The 26,208-nt window shown below is 67.5% G+C and carries 27 protein-coding genes and 1 tRNA gene; 11 read left to right on the top strand and 17 right to left on the bottom strand.

Translation table 11 applies throughout. From position 1 onward, the window contains the following. Positions 1-12 precede the first annotated feature (12 nt). The 4 genes from sdhA to ACVOMM_RS04715 are packed head-to-tail and all read right to left on the bottom strand — an operon-like array spanning position 13 to position 2,837. Positions 13-1,803 carry a succinate dehydrogenase flavoprotein subunit gene (gene sdhA / locus ACVOMM_RS04730; RefSeq protein ID WP_053517296.1) on the bottom strand — a complete coding sequence of 597 codons (1,791 nt, stop codon included), beginning with the start codon at positions 1,801-1,803 and terminating at the stop codon, positions 13-15. Positions 1,804-1,834: 31 nt separating this feature from the next. Further along, positions 1,835-2,221, bottom strand: coding sequence for a succinate dehydrogenase, hydrophobic membrane anchor protein (gene sdhD, locus ACVOMM_RS04725; RefSeq protein WP_053517295.1), 387 nt, complete (start codon positions 2,219-2,221; stop codon positions 1,835-1,837). Continuing rightward, on the bottom strand, positions 2,218-2,610 hold the full coding sequence (gene sdhC, locus ACVOMM_RS04720; RefSeq protein ID WP_004153151.1) for a succinate dehydrogenase, cytochrome b556 subunit: 393 nt from the start codon (positions 2,608-2,610) through the stop codon (positions 2,218-2,220). Before sdhC ends, sdhD begins: the two co-directional genes overlap by 4 nt. Before the next feature lie 56 nt (positions 2,611-2,666). Further along, on the bottom strand, positions 2,667-2,837 hold the full coding sequence (locus tag ACVOMM_RS04715) for a DUF1674 domain-containing protein (protein WP_074901279.1): 171 nt from the start codon (positions 2,835-2,837) through the stop codon (positions 2,667-2,669). 39 nt (positions 2,838-2,876) lie between these two features. On the opposite strand from ACVOMM_RS04715, the gene ygfZ reads away from it, so the two are divergent. Continuing rightward, positions 2,877-3,749 (top strand): CAF17-like 4Fe-4S cluster assembly/insertion protein YgfZ, encoded by an 873-nt coding sequence (ygfZ, locus tag ACVOMM_RS04710; RefSeq protein ID WP_481525936.1) that lies wholly within the window; start codon positions 2,877-2,879, stop codon positions 3,747-3,749. A 69-nt stretch (positions 3,750-3,818) separates the two neighbouring features. Here ygfZ and ACVOMM_RS04705 read toward each other — a convergent pair whose 3' ends face one another. Then, entirely contained in the window at positions 3,819-4,901 is a 1,083-nt protein-coding gene (locus tag ACVOMM_RS04705) for an ABC transporter ATP-binding protein (RefSeq protein WP_065174953.1), read from the bottom strand. A 354-nt stretch (positions 4,902-5,255) separates the two neighbouring features. On the opposite strand from ACVOMM_RS04705, the gene zwf reads away from it, so the two are divergent. The 5 genes from zwf (at position 5,256) to eda (ending at position 11,179) form a co-directional block, all read left to right on the top strand. Further along, positions 5,256-6,692 carry a glucose-6-phosphate dehydrogenase gene (zwf, locus tag ACVOMM_RS04700; RefSeq protein WP_197571627.1) on the top strand — a complete coding sequence of 479 codons (1,437 nt, stop codon included), beginning with the start codon at positions 5,256-5,258 and terminating at the stop codon, positions 6,690-6,692. Then, positions 6,689-7,696, top strand: a complete 1,008-nt coding sequence (glk, locus tag ACVOMM_RS04695) for a glucokinase (RefSeq protein WP_053517290.1) — start codon at positions 6,689-6,691, stop codon at positions 7,694-7,696. The genes zwf and glk overlap by 4 nt, the downstream gene beginning before the upstream one ends. Continuing rightward, entirely contained in the window at positions 7,693-8,415 is a 723-nt protein-coding gene (gene pgl / locus ACVOMM_RS04690) for a 6-phosphogluconolactonase (protein WP_053517289.1), read from the top strand. Before glk ends, pgl begins: the two co-directional genes overlap by 4 nt. 58 nt (positions 8,416-8,473) lie before the next feature. After that, on the top strand, positions 8,474-10,390 hold the full coding sequence (gene edd / locus ACVOMM_RS04685; RefSeq protein WP_445393709.1) for a phosphogluconate dehydratase: 1,917 nt from the start codon (positions 8,474-8,476) through the stop codon (positions 10,388-10,390). Positions 10,391-10,519: 129 nt separating this feature from the next. Beyond that, positions 10,520-11,179, top strand: coding sequence for a bifunctional 4-hydroxy-2-oxoglutarate aldolase/2-dehydro-3-deoxy-phosphogluconate aldolase (eda, locus tag ACVOMM_RS04680; RefSeq protein WP_065181278.1), 660 nt, complete (start codon positions 10,520-10,522; stop codon positions 11,177-11,179). A gap of 107 nt (positions 11,180-11,286) precedes the next feature. Here eda and ACVOMM_RS04675 read toward each other — a convergent pair whose 3' ends face one another. From ACVOMM_RS04675 to ispG, 3 genes are all read right to left on the bottom strand, one after another. After that, a complete protein-coding gene (locus ACVOMM_RS04675) occupies positions 11,287-11,934 on the bottom strand; it encodes a response regulator (RefSeq protein ID WP_065174949.1) in 648 nt (215 codons plus the stop codon). Positions 11,935-12,135: 201 nt separating this feature from the next. Then, on the bottom strand, positions 12,136-12,885 hold the full coding sequence (locus ACVOMM_RS04670; protein ID WP_053517284.1) for a phosphatase PAP2 family protein: 750 nt from the start codon (positions 12,883-12,885) through the stop codon (positions 12,136-12,138). Then, positions 12,866-14,131, bottom strand: a complete 1,266-nt coding sequence (gene ispG, locus ACVOMM_RS04665) for a flavodoxin-dependent (E)-4-hydroxy-3-methylbut-2-enyl-diphosphate synthase (RefSeq protein ID WP_053517283.1) — start codon at positions 14,129-14,131, stop codon at positions 12,866-12,868. The genes ACVOMM_RS04670 and ispG overlap by 20 nt, the downstream gene beginning before the upstream one ends. 114 nt (positions 14,132-14,245) lie before the next feature. Here ispG and ACVOMM_RS04660 point away from each other — a divergent pair, with 114 nt between their 5' ends. After that, the gene (locus ACVOMM_RS04660) at positions 14,246-15,472 is read left to right on the top strand and encodes an ATP-binding protein (protein WP_065174948.1); all 1,227 of its coding nucleotides are present in this window, start codon (positions 14,246-14,248) and stop codon (positions 15,470-15,472) included. Beyond that, positions 15,469-16,038, top strand: a complete 570-nt coding sequence (locus ACVOMM_RS04655) for a response regulator transcription factor (protein WP_053517280.1) — start codon at positions 15,469-15,471, stop codon at positions 16,036-16,038. Before ACVOMM_RS04660 ends, ACVOMM_RS04655 begins: the two co-directional genes overlap by 4 nt. 46 nt (positions 16,039-16,084) lie before the next feature. Here the strand turns inward: ACVOMM_RS04655 and pgi are convergent, their stop codons facing one another. From pgi to pcnB, 6 genes are all read right to left on the bottom strand, one after another. Next, positions 16,085-17,599, bottom strand: a complete 1,515-nt coding sequence (gene pgi / locus ACVOMM_RS04650; RefSeq protein WP_481525935.1) for a glucose-6-phosphate isomerase — start codon at positions 17,597-17,599, stop codon at positions 16,085-16,087. Then, positions 17,596-17,976: an aspartate 1-decarboxylase gene (panD, locus tag ACVOMM_RS04645; RefSeq protein WP_053517331.1), complete on the bottom strand. Its 381-nt coding sequence runs from the start codon at positions 17,974-17,976 to the stop codon at positions 17,596-17,598. Before panD ends, pgi begins: the two co-directional genes overlap by 4 nt. Before the next feature lie 119 nt (positions 17,977-18,095). Beyond that, positions 18,096-18,935 (bottom strand): pantoate--beta-alanine ligase, encoded by an 840-nt coding sequence (gene panC, locus ACVOMM_RS04640; RefSeq protein WP_074901264.1) that lies wholly within the window; start codon positions 18,933-18,935, stop codon positions 18,096-18,098. Beyond that, a complete protein-coding gene (gene panB, locus ACVOMM_RS04635; RefSeq protein WP_053517276.1) occupies positions 18,932-19,747 on the bottom strand; it encodes a 3-methyl-2-oxobutanoate hydroxymethyltransferase in 816 nt (271 codons plus the stop codon). The genes panC and panB overlap by 4 nt, the downstream gene beginning before the upstream one ends. A 34-nt stretch (positions 19,748-19,781) precedes the next feature. Then, positions 19,782-20,267, bottom strand: a complete 486-nt coding sequence (gene folK / locus ACVOMM_RS04630; RefSeq protein WP_481525934.1) for a 2-amino-4-hydroxy-6-hydroxymethyldihydropteridine diphosphokinase — start codon at positions 20,265-20,267, stop codon at positions 19,782-19,784. A 3-nt stretch (positions 20,268-20,270) separates the two neighbouring features. Further along, positions 20,271-21,650 carry a polynucleotide adenylyltransferase PcnB gene (gene pcnB / locus ACVOMM_RS04625; protein ID WP_065181273.1) on the bottom strand — a complete coding sequence of 460 codons (1,380 nt, stop codon included), beginning with the start codon at positions 21,648-21,650 and terminating at the stop codon, positions 20,271-20,273. 52 nt (positions 21,651-21,702) lie between these two features. Here pcnB and ACVOMM_RS04620 point away from each other — a divergent pair. Next, positions 21,703-21,777: transfer RNA gene (locus ACVOMM_RS04620), tRNA-Glu, on the top strand. A gap of 173 nt (positions 21,778-21,950) precedes the next feature. Here the strand turns inward: ACVOMM_RS04620 and ACVOMM_RS04615 are convergent. Further along, positions 21,951-23,372: a sugar porter family MFS transporter gene (locus ACVOMM_RS04615; RefSeq protein WP_053517272.1), complete on the bottom strand. Its 1,422-nt coding sequence runs from the start codon at positions 23,370-23,372 to the stop codon at positions 21,951-21,953. 192 nt (positions 23,373-23,564) lie between these two features. Between ACVOMM_RS04615 and fdxA the strand changes: the two genes are divergently transcribed. Then, positions 23,565-23,888 (top strand): ferredoxin FdxA, encoded by a 324-nt coding sequence (gene fdxA, locus ACVOMM_RS04610; RefSeq protein WP_049411316.1) that lies wholly within the window; start codon positions 23,565-23,567, stop codon positions 23,886-23,888. A 122-nt stretch (positions 23,889-24,010) separates the two neighbouring features. Here fdxA and ACVOMM_RS04605 read toward each other — a convergent pair whose 3' ends face one another. Together ACVOMM_RS04605 and dapA are read right to left on the bottom strand one after the other, a co-directional pair. Continuing rightward, the gene (locus tag ACVOMM_RS04605; RefSeq protein ID WP_065174942.1) at positions 24,011-24,529 is read right to left on the bottom strand and encodes a hypothetical protein; all 519 of its coding nucleotides are present in this window, start codon (positions 24,527-24,529) and stop codon (positions 24,011-24,013) included. Positions 24,530-24,561: 32 nt separating this feature from the next. Beyond that, complete coding sequence (gene dapA, locus ACVOMM_RS04600) at positions 24,562-25,455, bottom strand: 4-hydroxy-tetrahydrodipicolinate synthase (RefSeq protein WP_053517270.1); 894 nt, start codon at positions 25,453-25,455, stop codon at positions 24,562-24,564. Between the two features lie 164 nt (positions 25,456-25,619). On the opposite strand from dapA, the gene ACVOMM_RS04595 reads away from it, so the two are divergent. Further along, positions 25,620-26,180, top strand: a complete 561-nt coding sequence (locus ACVOMM_RS04595; protein WP_025879444.1) for a glycine cleavage system transcriptional repressor — start codon at positions 25,620-25,622, stop codon at positions 26,178-26,180. The last annotated feature ends 28 nt before the right edge of the window (positions 26,181-26,208 follow it).

Raw genomic sequence — 26,208 nt, 5'->3', positions numbered from 1 at the left:
GGCGGGGTCGGATCAGTACACGCGCGGCTTCGGCGGCACCACGGACACGTCATCGGTCAACGTGTACATGTGCACCGGACGGTAGTCGAAGCTGCACTTGCCCTTCTCGTCGACGCTGACCAGGGTGTGCTTCTGCCAGTTGACGTCGTCGCGGTCCGGGAAGTCCTCGTGCGCATGCGCGCCGCGGCTTTCCTTGCGCTGTTCGGCCGAGTTGATCGTCGCCACCGCGTTGAGCAGCAGGTTGTTCAGCTCGTAGGTCTCGATCAGGTCCGAGTTCCACACCAGCGAACGGTCCGAGACCTTCACGTCCTGGAACGAATCGAAGATCTTGTCCATCTTCTCGCAGCCTTCCTTCAGCGTCTGGCTGGTGCGGAAGACGGCCGCGTCGGCCTGCATGGTGCGCTGCATGCGGTCGCGGATGACCGAGGTCGGGGTATCGCCGTTGGCGTGGCGCAGCTTGTCCAGCAGGCCCAGCGCCTTGTCGCAGGCATCGGCCGGCAGCGGCTTGTGCGCCGCGCCCGGCTTGATGGTCTCGGCACAGCGGTTGGCCACCGCGCGGCCGAACACCACCAGATCCAGCAGCGAGTTGGAGCCCAGGCGGTTGGCGCCATGCACGGACACGCAGGCGGCTTCGCCGATGGCGTACAGGCCCGGCACCACGGCATCGGGGTTGTCGCCGACCTTGCGCACCACTTCACCGTGGTAGTTGGTCGGGATGCCACCCATGTTGTAGTGCACGGTCGGGATGACCGGGATCGGCTGCTTGTGCACGTCGACGCCGGCGAAGATGCGGGCGCTCTCGGCGATGCCCGGCAGCTTGTCATCGATCACGCCCGGGCCCAGGTGGGTCAGGTCGAGCAGGATGTGATCCTTGTGCTCGCCGACACCGCGGCCTTCGCGGATCTCGATGGTCATCGAACGGCTGACCACGTCGCGCGATGCCAGATCCTTGTAATGCGGTGCATAGCGCTCCATGAAGCGCTCGCCGCTGCTGTTGCGCAGGATGCCACCTTCACCGCGGACACCCTCGGTGATCAGGCAGCCGGCGCCGTAGATGCCGGTCGGGTGGAACTGCACGAACTCCATGTCCTGCATGGCGATGCCGGCACGCATGGCCAGGCCGCCACCGTCGCCGGTGCAGGTATGCGCGGAAGTTGCGCTGAAATAGGCTCGGCCGTAGCCGCCGGTGGCCAGTACCACGCCCTGGGCGCGGAACAGGTGCAGCGTGCCGTCGGACATGTCCAAGGCCAGCACGCCGCGGCAGACGCCTTCGTCGTCGAAGATCAGGTCGAGCGCGAAGTACTCGATCATGAAGCGCGCGTCGTGCTTCAGCGACTGCTGGTACAGCGTATGCAGCATCGCGTGGCCGGTACGGTCGGCCGCCGCGCAGGTGCGCTGCGCCGCCGGGCCTTCGCCGTACTTGGTGGTCATGCCACCGAACGGGCGCTGGTAGATCTTGCCTTCGGCGGTACGCGAGAACGGCACGCCGTAGTGCTCGAGCTCGATGATGGCCGGAATGGCCTCACGGCACATGTATTCGATGGCGTCCTGGTCGCCCAGCCAGTCCGACCCCTTGATGGTGTCGAAGAAGTGGTAACGCCAGTCGTCCTCACCCATGTTGCCGAGCGCGGCGGAGATACCGCCCTGGGCGGCGACGGTGTGCGAACGGGTCGGGAAGACCTTGGTCAGGCACACGGTCTGCAGGCCCTTGGCGGCCAGGCCGAACGTGGCACGCAGGCCGGCGCCGCCGGCGCCCACCACGACCATGTCGTACTTGTGTTCGGTGATCTTGTAAGCGGACATCTAGTCTGGATTCCTGTGTAGGTGCCTGGGCTCAGGCAACGCCGAGGGCGATGCGGCCCACCGCGAACACACTGACGATCATGCCGAGCACGGCGACGAACTTCACCGCGGTCTGCAGCACCAGGGCCAGCAGCGATTCGTGGATGTAATCTTCCAGCACAACCTGCATGCCGAGCTGTGCGTGCCAGAACATGGCGATCAGCAGGCCGATCAGCGGCACCGCGTTCCACGGCTTGGCGATGGCAGCAGTGGCGGTCGCGTAGTCGGAACCCAGCAGGCCCAGCACGAAGACCAGGAACCAGATCCCCAGCACCACCAGGGCGGCGGCGGTCAGGCGCTGGTGCACGAAGTGCTCGGTGCCGGTCTTGGCCGAACCCAGGCCACGCACGTTCTTCAGCGGAGTACGGAACTTGCTCACGCGGCACCTCCAAACATCACGTAGGCCCACACCAGCAGGGTGATCACCAGGCTGCCGATGACCGACAGCCAGCTGCTGCGGATGAAGGCGGGGATGCTGAAGCCGATGGCGAAGTCCTGCACCACATGGCGGATGCCATTGCACAGGTGATAGGCGAACGACCATGTCCACGCGAACAGGAACACGCGGCCATACCAGGCCCCGGCATGGCCGGTGAAGCAGTTCCACGAATCGGGCCCCATCATCAGGGCCAGCAGGCCCGCAGCGATGATGAGGGCACCAACAGACAGAAAGACGCCAGTGGCTCGATGCAGGATCGAGGTGGCCATCTGAATCTGCCAGCGATACACCTGAAGGTGCGGGGAAAGTGGGCGTTGTCTGGTCGCCATTCGCTGGGCTCGTTGTCTCGGCTGGGCGGCACGCGGCCGCGTTGGCTCAATGCTGATCAGAAATCGATGCAGCGTCCGTTTTTCTCCCAATCGCCATACCGCACCGGATCGAGTCCGCCGCGGCCGCCGAATTCCTCTGCCTTTTCCTGTTCCACGGGCACGGGTGCCGCAGGGACCAGCGGGGCTTCAGTTTCGTCGTCGGGAGTGGGGGTTGTTTGGCCTATCATGGTCGGTCTCGCAACGCACAAATTTTAGACCTCGTTCACGTGCCTGACAACCTGCCCCCTGCTTTCGTCGGATATCCACGCCTTCCGGGCCACCAGCTGGTGAGCCTGCAGGGCGTGGACGCAGCTGCCTTCGCCCACGCCCAGTTCAGCAGCGATGTCCTCGCTCTGCCCCAGCAGCACTGGCAGTGGAGCGCCTGGCTGAGTGCCAAGGGCCGCACCCTGGCGGTGTTCCAGCTGCTCCGGCTGGCTGAGGATCACGTGATGCTGGTGTTCGCCGATGGCGACGCGGATGCGACTGCGTCGCAACTGCAGCGTTTCGTGTTCCGCCGCAAGGTCAAGGTGCAGCTGCGCGACGATCTGGCCGTGGCCGGCGCGTTCACCGCACCGGAAGCGGCTACCGGCGCGGCGATCGCCGCCAATGCAGGCGGTTGGGAGCTGGACCTGGGCAGCGACGCGCTGCCGCGCGCGCTGCGCATCGGTGCCGCTGACACCTTCCCGGCCGGTGGGCCGGACGACGACGCGGCCTTTGTATTGGCCTGGCGCCAGGCTGACCTGCGGTATGGCCTGCCCCGGCTGGAGCAGAGCCAGCGCGAGGTGTGGACGCCGCAGCAGTTGGGGCTGGACCGTCTGAACGGCTACAGCGTGAAGAAAGGCTGCTACCCGGGCCAGGAAATCGTCGCCCGCACCCACTTCCTCGGCAAGGCCAAGCGCGCGGTGCAGCTGCTGCACACCCATGCGCCGGCGCAGGCCGGTGACGGCGTGCAGCAGGACGGCACGGCACTGGGCACGATCGCCAGCGTGGCCGGCGATCTGGCGCTGGCGGTGCTGCCACTTGAAACGGGCGACGCTGCGCTGCAGGTCGGCGATGCGCCCGCGCAGCGGATTCCGCTGCTCGATGGCCTGGCGCGCTGAGGCTGCGCCCCACCCACGCAGGGCATGGATCTGCCGATGACGCCGGGCATGGCCCGGCGCCACCGATTCTTACAGGCGCTCGCCGGTTTCCGCGTTGAAGAAGTGCAGGCCCTGCGGATGGATCGAAACGCGGATGTCCTCGCCCACGGCCGGCAGCGCCTGCGGCGCCACCCGCATGGTCAGTGCATGCTGGCCGCTGCTGAGGTTGACGAAGATCTCGTTGCCGACCGGCTCGATGCCCTCGATGCGCGCAGTGAACGCATGCGCGTCATCTCCCGTCGCCGGCTGCAGGTGCTCCGGGCGCACGCCGACGTTGATCGGCTTCTGCAGCCATGCGGGGTCGATCGTGGCCTGGCCCAGCGGCGCGCGCCACTCACCCTCGACCACCGTCACGCCGCCCGCATCGCCCTGCAATGTCCCGCGCAGCACGTTCATCGCCGGGCTGCCGAGGAAACCGGCCACGAACAGGTTGGCCGGGCGGTCATACAGCGCCATCGGCGTATCGATCTGCTGGATGATGCCGTCCTTGAGCACCACGATGCGCTGGCCCAGCGTCATCGCTTCGACCTGGTCGTGCGTGACATAGATCATGGTCGTACCCAGCTTGCGGTGCAGCTGCGCGATCTCGGTACGCACGCTGTGGCGCAGCTTGGCATCGAGATTGGACAGCGGCTCGTCGAGCAGGAACACCGCAGGTTCGCGCACCAGCGCGCGCCCCAGCGCAACACGCTGGCGCTGGCCACCTGACATCGCCTTGGGCAGCTTGTCCATCATCTCGGTCAAGCCAAGCGTCTGCGCCGCTTCGGCAATCCGCCTGTCGATGGTGGCCTTGTCGTGGCCACGCAGCTTCAGGCCGAACGCCAGGTTCTCGGCCACGGTCATGTGCGGGTAAAGCGCATAACTCTGGAACACCATGGCGATGTCGCGATCCTTCGGTGCCACATCGTTGACCACGCGGTCACCGATGCTCAGCGTGCCACCGCTGATCTCCTCCAGGCCTGCCACCATCCGCAGCAGGGTCGACTTACCACAGCCGGAAGGACCGACCAGCACCATCAGTTCGCCATCGGCGACCTCGAAAGTGGCGTCCTTCACCGCAACCTGGCCGTTGTCGTAGACCTTGCGCACACCCTGCAACTGCACTTTTGCCATATCACCTGATCCGGTCTGCCCGACGCCGGGCTGTCTTTTGGGACTGCCTCGGCCCTCCCGATGGCAGCAATGATTGCGCGACTGCCGCATGACGGCGAGCACTGCAATCGAATACAGTTGCCCATTCTGCCATGTAAACGTTTTCACGTGGCACTATCCGATGGTCGGTGCGCACCGACCTGCGTCGGCGGACAATGGAACGTTCGCCGGTGCGGTGGTTTCGCATGGAACGGCCTGCCGGTATCCCCTGCAGATCGCGTTCCGCGAACCTCGGACAGGCAGTTGCGCGGATGTCCCCCGAACCCAGCCATGAAGCGATTGACAACGATGTCACCCGGATCTGAAACTCGAGCGATGCACGACACCCTCTTCCTGTTCGGTGCCACAGGTGATCTGGCCCAGCGCTATCTGTTCCCTTCGCTGCTGCGCCTGCTTGGCGATGGTCTGCTGCCGGAGGATTTCCGCATCCGTGCGCTGGCCCTGTCCGGCCATGACACCGAGGCCTTCCATGACATCCTGCGCCCGCGCCTGCAGCAGGCCATGCCGATGGCCTCGCAGGACGACATCGCCGCGCTGCTGCGCCGCATCGACTACCGCTCGGTGGACCTGCGCGATGTCGACTCGGTCGCCGCCGCCGTCTCCGACCTGGTGGACCGCCGGTGCGTGAGCTACCTGGCCATTCCGCCGGGCCTGTACATCTCCACCTGCGAAGGCCTGGCCAAGGGGGGCGCCCTTGCCGCACCGGCCCGGCTGATGCTGGAGAAGCCGATCGGCAGCGACAGCGAAAGTGCCGAAGAGATCATCAGCACCATCGGCCAGTGGATCGACGAAGACCGCGTGTTCCGCCTGGATCACTATCTGGGCAAGGCTGCGGTGCAGAACCTGATCGCCCTGCGCTTCGGCAACACCCTGCTGGAGGCGGTGTGGAACCGCAACTACATCGAGTCGGTGCACATCCTGGTCGCAGAGAGCGAAGGCGTGGACGGCCGCGACGCGTACTACGCACGCTCCGGCGCCCTGCGTGACATGGTGCAGAGCCATATCCTGCAGCTGCTGTGCCTGGTGGCGATGGAACCGCCGGCTTCGCTCGAAGCCGACCGCATCCGCGACGAGAAGGTCAAGGTGCTGCGCGCCCTGCGCCCCCTCGACGCCCAGCATGCGGCCCGCGACAGCGTGCGCGGCCGCTATACCGCCGGCACCATCAACGGCCAGCCGGCACAGGCCTACCAGCCGCCGGAAGGCAGCGACGTGGAAACCTTTGCCGGCGTCACCGCGCACATCGACAACTGGCGCTGGTCCGGCGTTCCCTTCCATCTGGTCACCGGCAAGCGCCTGCCCGAGCGCACCACCCGCGTGGTGGTGACCCTCAAGCCGGTCACCCATTGGCTGTTCGAGCGCCCGCAGCGCGCGCAGGCCGCACCCAATCGCCTGGTGTTCCAGCTGCAGCCGCAGGAAAACATCGAGCTGGGCCTGATGAGCAGCCTGGCCGGTCCGGAATGGGGCGCGCTGGAACTGCATCCGCTGGAACTGGAGCTGTCGGTGCCGACGGGACTGCACCGCCGCATCGCTTACGAGCGCCTGTTCCTGGACGCCTTCAACGGCAACCATGCGCTGTTCGTGCGCGACGACGAAGTGCGCGCCGCCTGGGCGTGGATCGACAGCGTCGCCGATGCCTGGAAGGCAGCCGGCCTGCCGCTCCAGCCTTACCCTGCAGGCCAGTGGGGTCCGGCCGATGCCACCGGCTTCCTGCCACAGGGCGTGGATGCGCCGGACACCGGAGCTTCGGCATGAGTGGCAGCTCGCAGCCGGTTCTGGTCGCCGACATCGGCGGCACCAATGCCCGCTTCGCACTGGCCGACACTTCGCTGGATGCGCCCCTGCAGAAGGACAGCATCCGCGAGTTCGCAGTCGCCGAGTTCCCGTCGCTGGGCGATGCCGCCCGCCACTACCTTGAGCAGGCCGGGGCCAGCGCGCGCCGCGGCGTGTTTGCGGTGGCCGGCCGCGTCGATGGCGACGAGGCACGCATCACCAACCATCCGTGGGTGATCTCGCGCAGCCGCACCGCAGCGATGCTCGGCTTCGACGAGCTGCACCTGATCAACGACTTCGCCGCACAGGCGATGGCCGTCGCCCTGCTGCAACCGCAGGACGTGGTGCAGATCGGCGGTGCGCACTGGACGCCAGCCGCACCGGGCCAGCCACGCAACTACGGAGTGATCGGCCCTGGCACGGGCCTCGGCGTCGGTGGCTTGGTGGTGCGCCACGGCCGCAGCTACCCGCTGGAAACCGAAGGCGGTCACGTCAGCTTCCCGCCGGGCACGCCGGAAGAAGTGCGGATCCTGGAGATCCTGTCCGAGCAGTTCGGCCGCGTGTCCAACGAGCGTCTCATCTGCGGTCCCGGCCTGGTCAACATCCATCGTGCGGTCTGTGAGATGGCCGGTGTCGACCCGGGCCATCTGCAGCCGGCCGACGTCACCGCCCGTGCCGCGCTCGGCGATCCGCAGGCGATGCGCACCGTGGATGTGTTCTGCGCAGTGTTCGGCGCCATCGCCGGCGACCTGGTGCTGATCCAGGGTGCCTGGGATGGCGTGTTCCTGACCGGCGGCCTGGTGCCCAAAATGCTGGATTCGCTGCAGCACTCCGGCTTCCGCCAGCGCTTCGAGCACAAGGGCCGGTTTTCCTCGATCATGGCGCGGGTGCCTTCGCTGGCGATCATGCACCCCTGCCCCGGCCTGCTGGGCGCTGCCGCCTATGCAGCCGATGCCGAACGTGACGCTCCGGGAGTTGCCGCATGAGCCCTGTCTTCCAGGACGACCGCATCGATTTTGTCAGTCACGGCGATGCCGATGGCTGGATCGAAGCGGTGGCCACCGAAATGGCACAGACCATCAACCGTGACATCAACGAAGTCGGCCGCGCACGCATCCTGCTGTCCGGTGGCACCACGCCGGCGCCGGTGTACCAGGCGCTGGCAGAAATGGAAGTGCACTGGGACCGCGTGGAAGTGAGCCTGGCCGATGAGCGCTGGCTGTCGCCGCAGGATCGCGACAGCAATGCCTGGCTGGTACGCGAGCACCTGCTCAAGCGCGCCGAAGGTGCACATTTCGACCCGCTGGTGCGCATCGGCAAGCCGCTTCCGGAATGCGTGTACACCGCCAATCTGCAGGCACAGCACAGCCAGCCGCCCAGCCTGGTCGCGCTCGGCATGGGCAATGATGGCCACACGGCCTCGTTGTTCCCCGGCTCGAAGGACCTGGCCCGCGCGCTGGAAAGCCCCCTGCCCTATGCCGCACTGGATGCGACCGGCTGCCCGGGCGCCAACCAGTGGCCGCTGCGGATCACGCTGACCCCGCACGGCCTGCGCCAGTGCCGCCAGCGCCTGCTGCTGCTGCGCGGCAAGCAGAAGCTGCAGGTGCTGCGGCAGGCGCTGGACAGCAACAATGCCCAGCAGTACCCGATCCTCAACGCAATCCACCTGGAAGGCGCGCGCCTGCGCGTCCACTGGGCAGATTGATGTCGGTGGCGGCATATCGCCGCCGCCCACCTCTCGCCACCTCGAACGCCGGTAGCCAATGAGCCTCCATCCGCAACTGCAAGCCATCACCGACCGCGTCATCCGTCGCAGCGCTGCCTCGCGCGCGGCCTACCTGGCCGCTGTCGACGCCGCCCTGCGCGAAGGCCCCTTCCGCAGCCGCCTGAGCTGCGGCAATCTCGCCCATGGTTTCGCTGCCTGCGGCGGCACCGACAAGAGCCGCCTGCGCGGCGGGGTGACGCCGAACCTGGGCATCATCACCGCCTATAACGACATGTTGTCGGCCCACCAGCCGTTCGAGACCTATCCGGAGCAGATCCGCGGGATCGCCCGTGAACTGGGCGCCACCGCGCAGGTGGCCGGCGGTGTGCCGGCGATGTGCGACGGCGTCACCCAGGGCCGCGGCGGCATGGAACTGTCGCTGTTCTCGCGCGATGTGATCGCGCAGGCCACCGCGATCGGCCTCAGCCATGACATGTTCGATACCACGGTCTACCTTGGCGTGTGCGACAAGATCGTGCCCGGCCTGCTGATCGGCGCGCTCGCGTTCGGCCACCTGCCGGCGGTGTTCATTCCGGCCGGCCCGATGACACCGGGCATTCCGAACAAGCAGAAGGCCGAGGTGCGCGAACGCTATGCGGCCGGCGAAGCCACCCGCGAAGAACTGCTGGAGGCCGAGTCGGCCTCCTACCATGGCGCAGGCACCTGCACCTTCTACGGTACCGCCAACTCCAACCAGGTACTGCTGGAAGCGATGGGCGTGCAGCTGCCAGGCGCATCCTTCGTCAACCCGGGCACTGCGCTGCGCGATGCGCTCACCCGCGAGGCCACCGAGCGTGCGCTGGAGATCACCGCGCTGGGCGAGGATTTCCGTCCGCTCGGCCGGATCATCGACGAGCGCGCGATCATCAACGCCGTCATCGCCCTGATGGCCACCGGCGGCTCGACCAACCACACCATCCACTGGATCGCGGTCGCACGTGCCGCCGGCATCGTGCTGACCTGGGACGACTTCGACGAGCTGTCGCAGCTGATTCCCCTGCTGGCCCGCGTCTATCCGAACGGCGACGCCGACGTGAACCGCTTCGCGGCGGCCGGCGGCCCGGCTTTCGTGTTCGGAGAATTGATCAGGGCCGGGCTGATGCACGGCGACCTGGTCAGTGTGGCGCGCGGCGGCATGGCCGATTACGCCCGCGAACCGCAGCTACGTGACGGCACCCTGGTCTATCTGCCCGGGCTGGAGCGCAGTGCCGACGAGGAGGTGGTGCGCGGCGTCGACGCTCCGTTCGAGAGCCAGGGTGGCCTGCGCCTGCTGCGCGGCAACCTGGGCCGGTCGTTGATCAAACTGTCGGCGGTGAAGCCGCAATACCGTTCGATCGAAGCACCGGCCGTTGTCGTTGATGCGCCCCAGGTGCTCAACAAGCTGCATGCTGCCGGGCTGCTTCCCCAGGATTTCGTGGCGGTGGTGCGCTACCAGGGCCCGCGCGCGAACGGCATGCCGGAGCTGCATTCGCTGGCGCCGCTGCTGGGCCTTCTGCAGAACCAGGGCCGACGCGTTGCGCTGGTCACCGATGGCCGGCTGTCCGGGGCGTCGGGCAAGATCCCGGCGGCGATCCATGTCACGCCGGAAGCCGCGCGTGGGGGTCCGCTGGCGAAAGTCCGCGAAGGCGACATCATCCGCCTGGATGGCGAGGCGGGCACGCTGGAGGTCCTCGTGGACGCTGCGGAATGGGCCGCACGCACGCAGGCTCCGAACACCGCGCCCGCGGCGAATGATCTGGGCCGCAACCTGTTCGCGATCAACCGTCGTGTGGTCGGGCCGGCCGATCAGGGCGCCATTTCGATTTCGTGCGGGCCGGCAGCGGCCGATGGCGGGCCGTGGGATTACGACGCCGAGTACGAACTGGGACACGATGCGGCGGCTGCGGCAGCGCCGCATGAGGCGAAGGACGCCTGAGGGTTGAAGAGCGCTGCGGGTGTGTTGCGGCGGCGAGTGTGCTGGTGGCGGCGTCACACTTTCCAGCGCATCAACGCCGCGAAGTGATCACTGAAAATCAAATTCGGAAGCAAAGGCAGAAGCAGAGCTATGGGTATCGAACAACATCAGCTGAAGGCGGCGGAGCTGTTGCATGCGGCGGGCATCCTGCCGGTGGTGACGATTCATACGCTGGACCAGGCCCGTGCGGTGAGTGCGGCGCTGCTGGAAGGCGGTCTGCCGGCGATCGAGCTGACGTTGCGCACGCCGGTGGCGATGGAGGCGCTGGCCATGCTCAAGCGCGAACTGCCGGACGTGGTGGTGGGTGCCGGTACGGTGCTGACCGTTGAGCAGATGCAGCAGTCGATTGATGCCGGCGCGGACTTCCTGGTGACCCCGGGTACGCCGCCCGCGCTGGCCGATGCGCTGGCCGCTGCGCCGCTGCCGGTGGTGCCCGGTGCGGCGACGCCGACCGAGCTGCTGTCGCTGCATGCGCGCGGATTCCGGGTATGCAAGCTGTTCCCGGCCACGGCGGTCGGCGGCCTGGCGATGATCAAGGGCGTGGCCGGTCCAATTGCCGATCTGAAGCTGTGCCCGACCGGCGGCATCACGGAAAACACCGCCGCCGAGTACCTCGAGCAGAAGAACGTCGTCTGCATCGGTGGCTCATGGATGGTGCCCGGCAACTGGATTGCGGACGGCGACTGGGACAAGGTGCGCGCCAGCGCCGCGCAGGCGGCGGCCATCGTCAAGCGCGTGCGCGGCACCTGAGCGCCCGATGGGTGAGCGCGGGGCCGACGCTTGGCCCCGCGACCGCGGGCCGGAACTGGAAGACAGATTCCGGGCGCGCGACGCACCTCAGCCGTTGGCTGAAACCCTCACAGCGGCCGTGCCGGATCCACCAGCCCGTACTGGCTGGCCATACGCGCCAGCGCGATGTTGTCGTGGATACCCATCTTCTCGAACAGGCGCGCCTTGTGCGTGTTGACGGTCTTGGCGCTGAGGCTGAGGCGGCGCGCGATGTCTTCCTGGCGCAATCCCTGGGTCAGCAGCAGCGCCACTTCCAGCTCGCGCGGAGACAGGGTGTCGAACGGCGAACCATTCCCCTCCACCGTCGACAGCGCCAGATTCTGCGCGATGCTGGTGCCCAGGTAGCGGCGCCCGCCTGCCACGTCGCGCACCGCGCGCAGCAGTTCCTGGGCGTCGCAGCCCTTGCCGATGTACCCGGCCGCGCCGGCTTCCAGCAGCCGCTTCGGCAGCGGGCCATCCTCCAGGACGGACACGATCACCACGCGCGTGCTGCGATGGCCGCGCACGATGCGCTCGGTCACTTCCATGCCGCTGACACCCGGCAGGTGCAGGTCGCACAGCACCACGTCCGGCTGCAGCTGGCGGATCTCGCGCAGCGCGTCCTCGCCGGTCTCGGCCTCGCCCACCACCTCGATGTCGGTCTCACCCGACAGGATCATCTTCATCCCGGTGCGGACCAGTGCGTGGTCGTCCACCAGGTAGACTCGAATCGTCATTCACGTACCTCTTCGAATGCGGCCATTGCGGGTCAAGCTAGGCAGGGTGCCGAACCCTCGCAAGCGCGGTCGAAGTGCATACCGGGCAAGAGTGCCGGGTTGATCACAGTCTCACGCATTGTGCTTACCCCCTGTCTTGCAGAACCCACTGCAACGAAACAGCTCATCTATCACGTAGACGCCCGCGAAGAGCCATCCACGTCACTCCCCCTGTGTTGATGCTTCGCTGGCCGTCGATGGCGGCGAATCGCGGCGTCGCCAGGGATGCCGACGACTGAACATGACCAGGTAGCACCCTACCACCCAAACCAGTGCTGCACACCATCCGGCCAGGATATCCGACGGGTAATGGACCCCGAGATAGACCCGGGACACGCTGACCAGCAAGCTGAACGCAGGGGCCAGCACCAGCACCGGCCAGCGCCAGCGGGTATTCCAGGCCAGAAGTACCAGGGTTGCCGCCAGGGTCATCGACCCCATGGCGTGGCCGCTGGGGAAACTGAACGTCGATTCCGGTGCGATGGACTCCCACAGGCTGGGGCGGTCCCGCTGGAAGAACCGCTTGCTGCCCATGTTCAACAGTGCCGATCCGAGGAAACTGACAGCCACGAAGGTGGCCTCGCGCCAGCGGCGGTAGCCCAGCAGTGCCGCGACGATCAGCACATCGGCGGGAATCAGGAACCACTCGTAACCCAGCCGGGACAGCAGCACGAAGAACCGGTCCAGCCACGGCGAATGCAGGCCGTGCATCTGCCACAGCAGCGGCGCGTCGAAATGGAACGATTCAAACTCATGCACCTCGTCGGCCAGCGCGACGAAGCCGGCCAGCGGCAACAGCACGCCGGCGAACAGCAGGACCAGGCGCCACGCATTACGCGCCATCCAGTGACGGAAGCCGGAGGCCGGCTCCGGCGCGGCAAGGATCGCGGGCTTATCCTGCGCTTCGGACATAGGTTCGTTCGACGTAGTCGTCGATCAGGGCGACGAATTCCTGGGCGATGTTCTCGCCACGCAGGGTCACCTTCTTCTCGCCATCGACGAACACCGGCGCCGACGGCGCCTCCCCGGTTCCCGGCAGCGAGATGCCGATGTTGGCGTGCCGCGATTCTCCCGGGCCGTTGACCACGCAGCCCATCACCGCCAGGGTCATGTTTTCCGCCCCCGGGTGCTGCACTTTCCACAGCGGCATCTTCTCGCGCACGTGGTTCTGCACCACCTTGGCCAGCTCCTGGAAGAACTCGGAGGTGGTGCGGCCGCATCCCGGGCAGGCCGTCACCAGCGGCGTGAACGCGCGCTGGCCGGTGGTCTGCAGCAGCTCCTGGGCGACGATCACTTCCTGCGTCCGCGACTGGCCCGGCTCGGGCGTCAGCGAGATGCGGATGGTGTCGCCGATACCTTCCTGCAGCAGCACGCTCAGCGCCGCTGCCGACGCAACGATGCCCTTGCTGCCGATGCCGGCTTCGGTCAGGCCCAGATGCAGCGCGAACTCCGAACGCTGTGCCAGGTCACGGTAGACCGCGATCAGCTCCTGCACGCCACTGACCTTGGCCGACAGCACGATGCGGTCGCGCGGCAGGCCCAGCTCCACGGCCTGTTCGGCCGAATCCAGCGCTGACCGGATCAGTGCCTCGCGCAGGACACGTCCGGCGTCCCAGGGCTGCTCGCGCTCGTTGTTCTCATCCATCAGCCTGGCCGCCAGCGCCTGGTCCAGCGAGCCCCAGTTGGCGCCGATGCGCACCGGCTTGTTGTAGCGGATGGCGAACTCGATCAACTGCGCGAACTGCAGGTCCTTCTTCTTGCCGAAGCCCACATTGCCCGGATTGATGCGGTACTTGGCCAGTGCTTCGGCACACGCCGGTTCGGCAGTCAGCAACTGATGGCCGTTGTAGTGGAAATCACCGATCAGCGGCACGTCGATGCCCATCATCGCCAGCTTGTCGACGATGCGCGGGATCGCGGCCGCGGCCTCGACGGTGTTGACGGTCAAGCGCACCATTTCCGAACCGGCGCGCCAGAGCTCGGCGACCTGCTTCACGCTGGAAGCCACGTCGGAGGTGTCGGTATTCGTCATCGACTGCACCACCACCGGCCTGCCGCCGCCGACGGTGACTCCGCCGATCTGGACGGCGTGGGTCTGGCGACGGGACCAGGCGGTGGGCTCGGAAGGCGGGGTCGGGCGGGTAACGGCGTCGTGCATGCGGGCATTCTAGCGCCCGCCTCCGGTTTCCGGGTGACTCGCATTCAGCCGCCGGCACGGCTGCGGCCGATTGTCGCAGGCACACCCGCCCGCGAACGCATACGATGGGCGCGAATGACTGGTCCCGACGCCCCGTTTCTCCGCACCCTGTGCAGCCTGCGATGGCTGGCCGTGGCCGGCCAGGCCGCCACCATCCTGGTCGCCACCTGGGTGCTGGGCCTGCCGCTGCCGCCACTGCCGCTGTGGGCCGGCGTCGCCGTGCTCGCGCTGTTCAATGTCTACACCCAGCTGCGGCCGGAAGGGGCCGATACCGCGCCACTGACAGCCTTCGGCCACATCCTGGTGGACGTGATCATCCTGACCTGGATGATCAGCTGGAGCGGCGGCATGGCCAATCCGTTCAGCTCCCTGTTCCTGATCCTGATTGCGTTGGCCGCCTTCGCCCTGCCCCTGCGCTGGGCGTTGGCGGTGGCCCTGGCCTGCCTGCTCGGCTACGCCGCCAGCGGACTGTTCGGCCAGCCGCTGCCGGACGGCTACTTCCGTGCGCAGGACCTGAACCGCTGGGGCGTGGTCGCCAATTTCCTGATCTCCGCCACTGTCGTGCTGACGTTCTCCACGCGCCTGGCCCTGGCCCTGCGGCAACGGGAACTGGAGCTCTCGGCACTGCGTGAACGCTTCGCCCGCAACGAGGGCATTGTCGCCCTGGCCACCCACGCCGCCTCGGTGGCGCATGAACTGAACACGCCGCTGGCGACCATGACCCTGCTGGCCGACGACGTTGCCGAGCGCAGCGAGGAGCCGGAAGTACGCGAGGACATGGAAACCCTGCGCGAACTGCTCGTGCAGTGCCGCGAACGGGTGCTGGCACTGGCCGCGCCGGCATCGGCCGATATGCCCGGACGCAGCCGCTCCAGCGCCCAGCAGGTGCTGGAACAATGGCGGCTGGTGCGGCCGACCATCGACCTGCACCGCAACGACGATGCGCCGCTGCGGCTGCCGCTGGACCCCGGCGTGGGCCACCTGCTGATGGTCCTGCTCAACAACGCGGCCGATGCCGGAGAGCAGGCCGGGCGCCCGCGCGTGGACCTGAGCCTGCGCATCGACGGCGACGACCTGATCGGCGAAGTCCGCGACTACGGCCACGGCTTCGATGCCCGCGCCGCCGTGCTGCCGGGCACGCTGTTCGGCAGCAGCAAGAGCGAGGGCATGGGCGTCGGCCTGGCCCTGTCCCATGCCACCATCGAACGCCTCGACGGCGAGATGTGGATGCGCCCGGCCCAGGGGGCCGGCAGTCGCGTCGGCTTCCGCCTGCCGCTGGCCCCACGCGAGGACACCCCATGAGCCTGCACCACTCCACCCAGGGCCTGCTGGTCGACGACGACGAGCTGTACCTGCGCACCCTGCAGCGCAGCCTGGCGCGCAAGGGACTGGAAACGCAGACCGCGCAGGACGCGGCCACTGCGCTGATGCTGGCCCGCCAGCATCCACCGGCCTTCGCGCTGATCGACCTCAAGCTCGGCAGTGATTCCGGCCTGGCCCTGATCCAGCCCCTGCGTGCCCTGCGTGCGGACATGCGGATCCTGCTGGTCACCGGTTATGCCAGCATCGCCACCGCCGTGGAAGCCATCAAGCTGGGCGCAGACGATTATCTGCCCAAGCCGGCAACGGTACCGATGATCCTGCGCGCGCTGGGCGAAGAGGACGACGGCCCGGCCGACGACGGCGAGATGGAAGTCCCCGACGCGATGACGCCGATCAGTCGCCTGCAGTGGGAACACATCCAGCAGGCGATGCACGAGACGGGCGGCAACGTGTCCGCTGCCGCCCGCCTGCTCGGCATGCACCGACGGTCGCTGCAGCGCAAACTGGCCAAGCGGCCAAGCCCGGAACGCGATCCGAGCCGTTGAGCCCGGCACGCCGGGCCAATGCCCGGCGACACATCCCCGACCTGGCTCAGCCCTTCAGCTGCGCCAGGATCTCGCGGGTCATCGGGTCGGCGATCGCCACGCCCTCGCCCTGCAATGCCGGCAGCAACTGGTTGGCCAGCTGCTTGCCCAGCTCGACCCCGAACTGGTCGAAAGCGTTGATGTTCCAGATCACCGACTGCACGTACACCGCGTGCTCGTACATGGCGATCAGCGCACCCAGCGCCTGCGGCGTCAGTGCATCGAGCAGGATCAGCGTACTCGGACGACCGCCCGGGTAGTCGCGGTGCGGATCGTCGCTGCCCTGACCGTTGGCCAGCGCTTCGGTCTGCGCCAGCAGGTTGGCCAGCAGCGCCTGATGATTGACGGTATAGGGATCGTCGTTGTGCACACAGCCGATGAAGTCAGCCGGGACGATGCTGGTGCCCTGGTGCAGCGCCTGGAAGAAACTGTGCTGCACATCGGTGCCCGCACCGCCCCACCACACCGGCACGGTATCGGTGGTCACCGGCCGGCCGTCACGCTGCACGCGCTTGCCCAGGCTTTCCATCACCAGCTGCTGCAGGTAGGCCGGCAGCAACGCCAGGCGCTGGTCGTAGGTCATCACCGCATGGGTGGCGCAGCCCAGCAGGTTGCGGTTCCAGATGTCGGTCAGGCCATGCAGCACCGGCAGATTGCGCTCCAGCGGTGCATCCAGTGCGTGCGCGTCCATCTGCGCCGCACCCTCCAGCAGCTGTTCGAAACGCTCGAAGCCGATCGCCAGCGCAATCGGGAAGCCGACCGCCGACCACAGCGAGTAACGGCCACCGACCCAGTCCCACATCGGCAGCACGCGCTCTGCGGCGATGGCGAAGGCCTTCGCTGCGCGCTCGGGATTGGCGCTGACGGCATACAGGCGCTCACTGCCACCCAGCCAGTCGTGCAGGATCTGGCCGTTGAGCAGGGTTTCCTGGGTGCCGAAGGTCTTGGAGATCAGGATGCCGGCGGTGCGCGCCGGGTCAAGCGTGGCCAGCGTGCGCTGCATGGCCGCGCCGTCCACGTTCGATACGAAATGCACGCGCAGGCGCGCGCCGCTGACCGGGCGCAACGCATCGGCGACCAGCCGCGGGCCAAGATCGGATCCCCCGATGCCGACGCTCACCACGTCGGTCACGCCGCTGTCTTCCAGCGCACGCACGAGGACTCCCATGCGCTGACGGATTTCGCGTGCAGTGGCATGGGCATCGGCGGCCACCGGCGCGTCGACCACGTCACCACGCAGCGCCGTGTGCAGCGCCGCGCGGCCTTCGGTCAGGTTGACCTGCTCGCCGCGCATCAGGCGGTTGATGGCGCCCCCGACATCGCGTTCTGCTGCCAGCGCCAGCAGCGCCTGCAGCGCCGCGGCGTCGTACTTCTGCCGGGCAAAGTTCACGTACAACGGACCGACCCGCAGCGCCAGCTCCTGCACACGGCCAGGTTCGGCGGCGAGCAGGCTGGGGATGCTTGCGCCCTTCAGGCGCTGGGCGTGGGAATGCAGCGAGTCGAATCCGTTGTTCGTTGTCATGCGGCCTGGGTCGGGATCGTGTCGTTGGTGTGGGTGATCTGGTTGCTGCCATCCACGTACACCAGCTTCGGCTTGAAGCTGTCCGCTTCCTGCTCGGTCATGCTGGCGAAGGCGGCGATGATGATGATGTCGCCGACCTGCACGTGGCGCGCGGCGCCACCATTGAGCGAGACGATGCCGCTGCCGGCTTCGGCGCGGATCGCATAGGTCGAGAAGCGCGCACCGTTGGTCACGTCCCAGATGTGGACCTGCTCGAACTCGCGGATGCCGGTGGCAGCCAGCAGGTTGTCATCGATGGCGATCGAGCCTTCGTAGTTCAGCTCGGAGTGGGTGACGGTGGCGCGGTGGATCTTGGTCTTGAGCAGGGACAGGTGCATGGCACGGTACAACGCAGAGGAAAGCGTGGATTCTAGCACCCGCACAACGCGGGGCATCACGACCGGCAAACCGTTCAGGTAGCGCCGGGCCATGCCCGGCGGCGCCATCACAGCGGAACTCAGAACTCCAGGTTGTCGATCAGCCGGGTCGTGCCCAGCCGCGCGGCGATCAGCGCCACCCGGCCGCCACCCTCGAATGCCGGCTCGGCCAGCTCGGGCGTGCGCAGCACGGCGTAGTCGACCTGGAAACCAGCCGCCTGCAGCGCGGCGGTGGCATCGGCCTCGATGCGCTCGCGCGGCTGGCCAGCCACATAGCCTTCGCGCATGGCCAGCAGGGTCCGATGAAGGGTCGTCGCGACGGGGCGCTGTTCCGGGCTCAGATACTGGTTGCGCGAACTCTTGGCCAGCCCATCGTCATCACGGACGATCTCCGCACCGACGATCTGGACCGGGAACGACAGCTCGGCCACCATCTGGCGGATCACCGCCAGTTGCTGGTAGTCCTTGCGGCCGAACACAGCCACGTCCGGCTGCACCTGCAGGAACAGGCGGGCGACCACCGTGCAGACGCCATCGAAATGGCCCGGACGGCTGGCACCTTCCAGCACCTCGCTGATGCCGGGCGCGTGCATGCGCGTGGTCTTGTCCACGCCCAGCGGATACATCGCCTCGACGCTCGGCAGCCACACCGCATCGCAGCCGACCTGCTCCAGCCCCGCGACGTCGGCCTCGGGCGTGCGCGGATACCGGCTGAAATCCTCGTTGGGCCCGAACTGGGTCGGATTGACGAAGATGCTGGCCACCACCCTGTCGGCGTACTGGCGGGCCAGGCTCACCAGCGCGTGATGGCCACCGTGCAGGTTGCCCATGGTCGGCACCAGCGCGACGCGCAGGCCTTCGCGCTTCCACTGGGCGATCTGCCCGCGCAACGCGCCGAGCTCATTGAAGGTCTGGATCATTGGGCGTAAGCGTGCTGTTCGTCGGGGAAGCTGCCGTCACGCACGGCGTCGGCGTAGGCGCGGGTGGCTCCGGCCACCGAGCCCCCTTCGGCAAGGAAATCCTTGACGAATTTCGGTCGGCGATGGCCGCTGTCCAGGCCCAGGAAGTCATGCAGGACCAGCACCTGGCCATCGCACTGCGGACCGGCACCGATGCCGATGGTGGGCACCGGCACTGCAGCGGTGACCTCGGCCGCGACCGGGGTCGGCACGCATTCCAGCACGATGATGCTGGCGCCCGCGTCGGCCACGGCCCTGGCGTCCTCCACCAGCTGCCGGGCCGCATCGCCACGGCCCTGGATCTTGAACCCGCCCAGGCGCAGCACCGACTGCGGGGTCAGGCCCAGATGCGAGCAGACCGGAATCTCGCGTTCGACCAGGTAACGGACGATATCGACCTTGAAGCCGGCCCCCTCGATCTTGACCATCTCCGCGCCTGCCTGCAGCAGCTGCAGCGACGCATCGAGCGCGCGTTCCGGGGTTGCATCGGCACCGAACGGCAGATCGGCAACCAGCAGCGCGCGCTGCAGCACGCGGGCCACGGCGCGGGTGTGATAGACCATGTCGGCCACGGTCACCGGCAGGGTGGAATCGTGCCCCTGCACGACCATGCCCAGCGAATCACCGATCAGGATCAGGTCGACGCCGTTGGCGTCGAAGGTGCGGGCGAAGCCAGCGTCGTAGGCGGTCAACATGACCAGCTTCTGGCCATTCCGCTTGGCCTCGGCCAAGGCGGGAACGGTCCAGGGCTTGCTGTCTGCGTGGGTGCTCATGTGCTGATAACCGGGGGAGATAACCCGGGCATTATCACCCTATCGGCGCAATCCCGCAGGCATCCACCCGCATCACTGCATCCCGCACGCGACCATGGCCGGGAATGGCCAGATCCGGCGCGATCTCGGCCAGCGGCACCAACACGAAGGCACGCTCGTGCAGGTAGGGATGCGGCACCTGCAGACCCGGTTCATCCAGTACCTGCGCGCCATACAGCAGCAGGTCCAGATCCAGTGCCCGCGGTCCCCAGTGCACGGCTGGATCGCGCACGCGACCGAAATGCCGCTCCAGCTCCAGCATCGCCCGCAGCAATCCGGAGGCCGGCAGGCGCGTTTCCACCGACGCCACCGCGTTGACGAACGGCGGCTGATCCTCGTTGCCCCAGGCCGGCGTGGCATACAGGCGCGACGCCTGGCAGCGCCGCGTGTCAGGAAGCGCGTCCAGTGCGGCAATCGCCGCACGGACGGTCGCGGCCGCGTCGCCAAGATTGGCGCCCAGGCCGATCCAGGTCAGCGTCATGGCTTACTCGCCAGCGCTGCCGGCCGTGGCACCGGAGCGCCGACGGCGGCGCCGGCGCTTGCGCGGTGCGCCCTCTTCCTCGTCGCCCGGTTCGGCATGCATCGCATCCAGCGCCGATTCCAGCTCGCGGCCCGGTTGCACCTGCGCCTCACGCCAGAACGCCACATCTGCCTCGTGTTCGGCCGACGCGACCTGGCGCAGCGTCAGGAAATCGAACGCTGCACGGAAGCGCGGGTGGGTGAGCGTGCGGAACACGCGCTTGCGCTGGCGCGAGCCGAAACGCGACTGCAACAGCCAGATCTCCTGCATCGGCAGCGAGAAACGGCGCGGCAGCGCGATGGTGCTCAGCTGCTGCACCGTCACGCGGTCGGCAGCACGACGCTGCGCTTCTTCCGGCGCCACGCCCTGCTTGAGCAGGGTGGCCTGCGCCCGGCAGAACGCCGGCCACAGCAGCAGCGCGAACAGGAACGCGGGCGAGACAGGCTCATCGTTGGCCACGCGCGCATCGGTATTGGCCAGGCCCTCGACCAGCATGCGGCGCAGTGCACCGGTGCGGTTCGCCTTCAGCGCCCTGCCACTTTCAGGGAACAGGACGTCGAGCAGGCCGTAGCGCTCCAGGCCTTCGAAACTGGCAACACCGTGGCCGGACAGGAACAGCTTCAGCACTTCCTCGAACAGCCGCGCGGGCGCGGCTTCGTTCAGCAGGCCTGCCAGGTGCGGGATCGGCGCGGCGGTGCCCTCTTCGATCTGGAAGCCGAGCTTGGCCGCCAGGCGCACCGCGCGCAGCATGCGCACCGGGTCCTCGCGATAGCGCTGTTCGGGGTCGCCGATCAGCTTCATCAGGCGCGCCTGGACGTCTTCGAAACCTCCGACGTAGTCGCGCACCGAGAAATCCTCGATCGCGTAGTACAGGGCATTGCAGGTGAAGTCGCGGCGCACCGCGTCATCTTCGATGCTGCCGTACACGTTGTCGCGCACGAGCATGCCGTTTTCCATTTCGCGGTCGCCGCTGCCGTCATCGACGTTGGCGCGGAAGGTGGCGACTTCGATGATCTCGCGGCCGAACACCACATGGGCCAGGCGGAATCGGCGGCCGATCAGGCGGCAGTTGCGGAACAGCTGTTTGACCTGTTCGGGCGTGGCATCGGTGGCCACGTCGAAATCCTTGGGTTGGCCATTGACCAGCAGGTCGCGCACCGCGCCGCCGACAAGGTAGGCGCCGAAGCCGGCATCGCGCAGGCGATAAAGCACGCGCAGGGCGTTCGGGCTGATGTCCTTGCGGGAAATGGTGTGCTGGTCGCGCGGGATGACGCGCAGGCTGAACGGTGATGGAGCAGGAGAAATGATGTTGGCGCTTCCGGTTGAAGTTTCGGGATTGCCCAATGGCATCGAGGTGCATATACTAGCGCTCCTGCCTCGGCAGCGACACATATACGCTCCCTTCGTCTAGTGGTTAGGACGTGGCCCTCTCAAGGCTAAAACAGGGGTTCGAGTCCCCTAGGGAGCGCCAGTCGCCACAGCAGGAACCGAAAAAGCCCGCCTCGTGCGGGCTTTTCTGTTTCCCGCGGTTTGCCTGTTGCGTCGAGCGGGTCGCCTCGGGGGCGAGCCGCCCCTGCCTGTCCTGGAGCGGCTGGCCTGCCGCCGCCACGGAACAGGAAGGCGCTGGAAACCAGGGCGGCGCCATCAGCCTTCCATCTGCTCCAGCTCCTTGCCCTTGGTCTCGCGGACGTAGCGGACGACGAAGAAGATCGAGAGGATCGCTGCAACCGTGTAGATGCCATAGGCACCGGCCAGGCCGATACCCGCCAGCAGCAGCGGGAAGGTCACGGTGATGGCGAAGTTCGACGTCCACTGCGCCGCACCGGCCACCGCGAGCGCTGGGCCGCGGATCTGGTTCGGGAACATCTCGCCCAGCATGACCCACATCACCGGGCCCCAGGACATGTTGAAGAACACCACATAGACGTTGGCCGCCACCAGCGCCAGCCGGCCCATGCCATCGGACAGGTGCAGGCGCCCTTCGACCAGGCTGCCGCTGGCGAATGCCACCACCATCAGCACCAGGGCAACCGACATGCCGACCGAACCGACCCACAACAGCGGCTTGCGCCCGATCCGATCGATCAGCATCACCGTCAACAGGCAGGCGCCGATGCTCAGCGCACCGGAAAGAACGTTGATCAGCAGCGCATCGCTTTCCGAGAAGCCGACGGCCTGCCACAGGACCGCGCCGTAGTAGAACACCACGTTGATGCCGACCAGCTGCTGGAACATCGCCAGGCCGATGCCCACCCAGATGATCGGGCGAAGCCTGCCGGTGCCCTTGTCCAGCAGGTCGCCGAAGCGCGGCTTGTGCTGGTCCTGGTCCAGGCTGGCCTCGATCTCCGCCTGTTTGGCGGCCGCCGCGGCGTCGCCGTACAGCCGCGACAGAACCGCCCTGGCCTGCGCCTGGCGCCCCTTCACCACCAGGAAGCGCGGGCTTTCCGGAATCACCAGCAGCAGCAACAGGAACAGCGCCGACGGCAGCGCCTGCATCCAGAACATCCAGCGCCAGGCCTCCTGCCCGAACCACAGGGGCTCGGTGGAGGTGCCTGCCGCACGAGCCAGCAGGTAGTTGCTGAGGAAAGCGGCGAACAGGCCGCAGATGATCGCCATCTGCTGCACCGTCGCCAGGCGGCCCCGGTAGCGTGCGGAAGCGACCTCGGCGATGTAGGCCGGCGACATCACGCTGGCCGCACCGACGGCGAAGCCGCCCAGCACGCGAGCGGTCACGAACAGCCAGGAGGCGTGCGCGGCGCCCGCACCCAGCGCCGACAGCAGGAACAGCACCGCCGCCACGATCAGCACGCCGCGTCGGCCCAGGCGGTCGCCCAGCCAGCCGGCGAGAAACGCGCCGATCGCGCAGCCCAGCAGCATCGAGGCAACCTCGAAGCCCAGGGCCGCCTCGCTGGAGTTGAAGGCCTGCCGCAGGCCATCAACCGTGCCGTTGATTACGCCACTGTCGAATCCGAACAGGAAGCCTCCCAAGGTGGCCACGCAGCTGATCAGGACGATGAACGCGGTGTTCTCTCCACCATCGGCGGCGGCAGGCTGAGCTGGGGACATGGGCATTCCAGGAGGGAGGACAGTCCGGCTGCCACGGCAGCCAGCAGCGCGCAGCCTCGCACAGGCGCCGCCCCATCGCCAATGGGCCGTGCCCTCGAGCCCGGCAGATCCCCCTTTTCAGGCCCGCGCCGACACCGGGGGGCAACCTGTTCTAGAATTGGCGGGTTCAGGAATCGATCCACCCCCAAGCCCATGCCCTTTGTCGTCACCGAAAACTGCATCAAGTGCAAGCACACCGATTGCGTGGAAGTGTGCCCCGTGGATTGCTTCCACGAAGGCCCGAACTTCCTGGTGATCGACCCGGATGAGTGCATCGACTGCACCCTCTGCGAGCCGGAGTGCCCGGTCAACGCGATCTTCCCCGAGGACGATGTCCCCGCCGGACAGGAGGGCTTCGTCGCCCTCAATGCCGAACTGGCCAAGGCCTGGCCGGTACTGACCGTGCGCAAGGACCCGCCGGCGGACGCCGGTGAGTGGGATGGCAAACCGGACAAACTGAAGCTGCTCGAGCGCTGAGGCGCCAGCACCCGCCGCCATGAAAAAGGGCGCCATGGGCGCCCTTTTCCTGTTCCGGCAATGCCAGACCCTGCCCGGCCGAACCCGGGCGCGTGGCCCGGTCCGCAGCTGCCGGCGGTTCCTTACTTCGCCAGCGCGGCCTTCAGTGCGGCAATCAGCTTCACCGGGGCCTCGGCGGTCGCCGGCAGACCACGCGGATCGACCGCAGAGACATAAGCGCCGGCATCGACGGCCACCACGCGCACCAGGAAGTTACTGCCTTCATAGGCCACGTCGTAGGAGCCCAGCAGCTGGGCGCGGCTGGCGATGGTCACGCCCTGCACGCCTTCCAGCGCGGTGCCGACCTTGGCGAACGCCTCGTCCTTGCTGCCCGGAATGGTGAAACCGGTATTGCCCACGGCCGGGGCAGCCGGAGCGGCCACAGCAGCCGGGGCGGTGGTCGAGGCCAGCCTCGGCACCTGGTTCTCGCCCGACGCGGACGGCAGGTTCAGGTCCGGCGGCACTTCCAGCGGACGCATCTCCGGGGCCAGGGCGTAGTCGCCCTTGGCACCGCGCTTGAAGCAGCCGGTGGTGGTCACGACCGTGGTGAGGGCGATGAGCGCGAAGGACAGCACGCGGACGGCGGAAACGGATTGACGCATGTGGATCTCCTGGATCAGACCAAGACGGAAGGTCAGTGGCTGGAAAGGGCTTCAAGCGCGGCGATGTCGCCGGCCAGATGATCGGCTGCCGGATGATGCGCTGCCGACAGTGGCAGCAGCGGCAGGCGCAGGTCGTGGCCGATGCCGATGCGGCGCAGCAGCGCCTTGACCGGAATCGGGTTGGATTCGATACCGCAGAAATCGTGGTACGGCTGCAGGCGCGCGTCCCAGGATGCGGTGGCGTCATGGTCGTGGGCGGCAGCCAGCTCGCACATCCGGCGGTACGCACCAGGCAGCGCGTTGGAGCCGACCGAGATCAGCCCGTCGATGCCGGCCTGGATCGAGCGCGCAGCCGTGCCGTCGTCGCCACTAAGCACGGCGAACCTGGAACTGCGCAGCGCCAGCAGCGCCTTCACGCGCCCGATGTCGCCGACGGCCTCCTTGATGCCGACAATGTTCGGATGATCCGCCAGCTCGGCCACAGTCTCCGGCAGCATGTCGCATCCGGTGCGCCCGGGTACGTTGTACAGCACCACGGGCAACCCGCCGTGGTCGGCCACGGCCCGGTAGTGCGCGATCAGCCCGGCCTGCGTCGGACGCACGTAAGGCGGTGTCACCACCAGAGCGTGACTGGCACCCTGCGCGGCAGCGCGACGGGTCTGTTCGATGGTCTTGGCGGTGCCGGACAGGCCGGTACCGGCCAGGACCGGGATGCGTCCGCCGATGCGTTCGACCGCACTGGCCAGCAGCTGGTCGTACTCGGCGTCGGACAGCGTCGCCGCTTCGCCGGTCGAGCCGGCGACGACAACGCCATGGACGCCACCTTCCAGTTGCAGATGCAGCAGGCGCTGCCAACCGTCGGGATCGAGGGCACCGTCGGCCCGGAACGGGGTCGCCAGCGCGGTGATGAGGCCGGAAAGGGACAAGGACGTGCTGCTCTTGGCTGGGAAGGGAAAACGCCCGCCACGAAAGGGCGGGGGCGACTTGAATGTTACTTGCGGCGCGAAAGCACGGGCAAGTATGCTGCACTCCGGTGGATCCCCGCCTCTGGCGGGCATTCAGACTCACGCATGCATTACCCGGAATCGCCTTGACCGACACCACCCCGCGCCCCGCGCCGAGCGAAAACCACCTCCTGATCAACGCCTATACGACGCATCCGGAGTCCCCACTGCTGTCCGTCACCCGACGCATTGCCGACAGCGGCTGCAATCTGGTGGACGCGCGCCTGGCCACGGTTGGCCGCGACGTATCGGTCACCGCGCTGGCCACCGGGTCGTGGGACTCGGTCGCCAAGCTGGAAGCGATGCTGACCCGGCTCGAGCGCGAGGAAGGCCTGAAACTGGTCTGGTACCGCACCGAGGCCAAGCAGGCGCAGTCCAATCTGCTGCCGTACATCGTCGAAGTGATCGCCGCTGACAAGCCGGGCATCCTGTTCCAGCTGGCCGACTTCTTCGACCGCCAGGGCATCACCATCGAGACCCTGCAGAGCACGCGCTATCGCGCCATGCAGACCGGTGCGGAAATGTTCAGCGCGCAGGTCACCATCGGCGTGCCGGCCAACATGCACATCGCCGCCCTGCGCGATGATTTCCTCGAATTCTGCGACCACCTGAACCTGGACGCGATCATGGACCCGATGAAGTTCTGATTTTTCGCGCGTTCGTCACGGGCGCGCG

The sequence above is a fragment of the Stenotrophomonas sp. STEN009 genome (assembly GCF_056760395.1).
This window is presented reverse-complemented; position numbering and strand designations above follow the sequence as displayed.

What these genes read in the sequence shown, in the direction of transcription:
- sdhA (WP_053517296.1), bottom strand. Translation starts at nt 1,803, where the DNA reads ATGTCCGCTTACAAGATCACCGAACACAAGTACGACATGGTCGTGGTG.
- sdhC (WP_004153151.1), bottom strand. Translation starts at nt 2,610, where the DNA reads ATGGCGACCAGACAACGCCCACTTTCCCCGCACCTTCAGGTGTATCGC.
- ACVOMM_RS04715 (WP_074901279.1), bottom strand. Translation starts at nt 2,837, where the DNA reads ATGATAGGCCAAACAACCCCCACTCCCGACGACGAAACTGAAGCCCCG.
- ACVOMM_RS04705 (WP_065174953.1), bottom strand. Translation starts at nt 4,901, where the DNA reads ATGGCAAAAGTGCAGTTGCAGGGTGTGCGCAAGGTCTACGACAACGGC.
- zwf (WP_197571627.1), top strand. Translation starts at nt 5,256, where the DNA reads ATGCACGACACCCTCTTCCTGTTCGGTGCCACAGGTGATCTGGCCCAG.
- glk (WP_053517290.1), top strand. Translation starts at nt 6,689, where the DNA reads ATGAGTGGCAGCTCGCAGCCGGTTCTGGTCGCCGACATCGGCGGCACC.
- pgl (WP_053517289.1), top strand. Translation starts at nt 7,693, where the DNA reads ATGAGCCCTGTCTTCCAGGACGACCGCATCGATTTTGTCAGTCACGGC.
- edd (WP_445393709.1), top strand. Translation starts at nt 8,474, where the DNA reads ATGAGCCTCCATCCGCAACTGCAAGCCATCACCGACCGCGTCATCCGT.
- eda (WP_065181278.1), top strand. Translation starts at nt 10,520, where the DNA reads ATGGGTATCGAACAACATCAGCTGAAGGCGGCGGAGCTGTTGCATGCG.
- ACVOMM_RS04675 (WP_065174949.1), bottom strand. Translation starts at nt 11,934, where the DNA reads ATGACGATTCGAGTCTACCTGGTGGACGACCACGCACTGGTCCGCACC.
- ACVOMM_RS04670 (WP_053517284.1), bottom strand. Translation starts at nt 12,885, where the DNA reads ATGTCCGAAGCGCAGGATAAGCCCGCGATCCTTGCCGCGCCGGAGCCG.
- ispG (WP_053517283.1), bottom strand. Translation starts at nt 14,131, where the DNA reads ATGCACGACGCCGTTACCCGCCCGACCCCGCCTTCCGAGCCCACCGCC.
- ACVOMM_RS04660 (WP_065174948.1), top strand. Translation starts at nt 14,246, where the DNA reads ATGACTGGTCCCGACGCCCCGTTTCTCCGCACCCTGTGCAGCCTGCGA.
- ACVOMM_RS04655 (WP_053517280.1), top strand. Translation starts at nt 15,469, where the DNA reads ATGAGCCTGCACCACTCCACCCAGGGCCTGCTGGTCGACGACGACGAG.
- pgi (WP_481525935.1), bottom strand. Translation starts at nt 17,599, where the DNA reads ATGACAACGAACAACGGATTCGACTCGCTGCATTCCCACGCCCAGCGC.
- panD (WP_053517331.1), bottom strand. Translation starts at nt 17,976, where the DNA reads ATGCACCTGTCCCTGCTCAAGACCAAGATCCACCGCGCCACCGTCACC.
- panC (WP_074901264.1), bottom strand. Translation starts at nt 18,935, where the DNA reads ATGATCCAGACCTTCAATGAGCTCGGCGCGTTGCGCGGGCAGATCGCC.
- panB (WP_053517276.1), bottom strand. Translation starts at nt 19,747, where the DNA reads ATGAGCACCCACGCAGACAGCAAGCCCTGGACCGTTCCCGCCTTGGCC.
- folK (WP_481525934.1), bottom strand. Translation starts at nt 20,267, where the DNA reads ATGACGCTGACCTGGATCGGCCTGGGCGCCAATCTTGGCGACGCGGCC.
- ACVOMM_RS04615 (WP_053517272.1), bottom strand. Translation starts at nt 23,372, where the DNA reads ATGTCCCCAGCTCAGCCTGCCGCCGCCGATGGTGGAGAGAACACCGCG.
- fdxA (WP_049411316.1), top strand. Translation starts at nt 23,565, where the DNA reads ATGCCCTTTGTCGTCACCGAAAACTGCATCAAGTGCAAGCACACCGAT.
- ACVOMM_RS04605 (WP_065174942.1), bottom strand. Translation starts at nt 24,529, where the DNA reads ATGCGTCAATCCGTTTCCGCCGTCCGCGTGCTGTCCTTCGCGCTCATC.